Genomic DNA, 527 nt, shown 5'->3' on the forward strand with positions numbered 1-527 from the left:
CGCTGAGCACCACCTGGGCGTGGCTGTCGGCGATCATGAAGGCCTGGCGGCTGGCCGGGGCATTCTGGTCCAGCGGCACGTAGGCAGCGCCGCACTTGAGGATCGCCAGTTCGGCCACCACCAGTTCCCGCGAGCGCTCCAGCAGCAGCGCCACATGCGAGCCCGGGCCGACGCCGTGTTGATGCAGGTGATCGGCGAGCTGATTGGCACGCATATCGAGCTCGGCATAGGTCAGTTCGATGCCCTGCCCAATGATGGCCACTGCGTCCGGCGTAACCGCTGCCTGCGCCTCGAACAGCTGGTGGATGCACCGGTCTTGCGGATAGTCGACCGGCGCTCCATTCCAGTCAACCAGCAACTGCGTGCGCTCTTGCGGCGGCAGTACTTCCAGCTGGTACAGCGGCGTCGATGGCGCCTGCTCCAGCGCCTGCACCAGCGATGCCAGCGCCGTGTGCATGTAGCGGCACACCTGCCCGGCGTCGATCGGCGACTGTACCTGCGCGGTCAGCCCAAACCCGTCCCCCAGG

General features: G+C 67.2%; 1 protein-coding gene. It reads right to left on the minus strand.

All coding sequences use genetic code 11. The features are described 5' to 3' along the window. The coding region (locus ACFQUU_RS29490; RefSeq protein ID WP_382252206.1) for an AMP-binding protein at window positions 1–527 on the minus strand (527 nt) is incomplete at both ends.

It is taken from the genome of Herbaspirillum sp. GCM10030257, assembly GCF_042666555.1.
GTDB lineage: Bacteria > Pseudomonadota > Gammaproteobacteria > Burkholderiales > Burkholderiaceae_D > Noviherbaspirillum.